Annotated in this window: 1 protein-coding gene; it reads left to right on the forward strand. The window is 69.3% G+C overall.

Annotation, left to right across the window (positions count from 1 at the left end):
- Positions 1–78: 78 nt before the first annotated feature.
- The coding region (locus tag AC1DWF_RS38830; RefSeq protein WP_476843708.1) for an FAS1-like dehydratase domain-containing protein at positions 79–512 on the forward strand (434 nt) is incomplete at its 3' end.

Genomic DNA, 512 nt, shown 5'->3' on the forward strand with positions numbered 1-512 from the left:
ACCTAGCCCTGACATTCTTTCGGTGAAATTGCCCTAAGTGTGGACACTCAACACCACCTGGCACAGGAGGTAGGCGGTATGGACCTCGTCACCGACGCAGCGCGCGCGCTGATCGGCGTGCGTTCGGACTGGGTGGAGGCCACCCACCCGGTCGAGGCCAGCGAATTGCGCCGCTTCGTCCACGCCACCATGGACGCGCACCCGCGTTCGCGGCCGGACGCCGAGGGAGGCGCCGTGGCGCCGCTCGCCTTCCCCGTGCACGCCTATCGCCGCCCGGCCTCCGATCCCGTCGATCCGCTGGAAGGCCGCGGCGATCCCGAATTCGACGGTGAGACCCGCGTGCTCCGCCCGCATCTGCCGCGCATGCCCATCCCGCTCTCGGGCGTGCTGAACGGCGGCTACGAGTACGAGTTCCTCAGCCATGCCCGCGTGGGCGAAAGCATCTGGTGCCGCAGCACCTACCGCGACGTGCGGCAGCGCCAAGGGCGCAGCGGCCCCATGGTCATCGTCAC

Source organism: Aminobacter sp. P4_D5 (genome assembly GCF_056401815.1).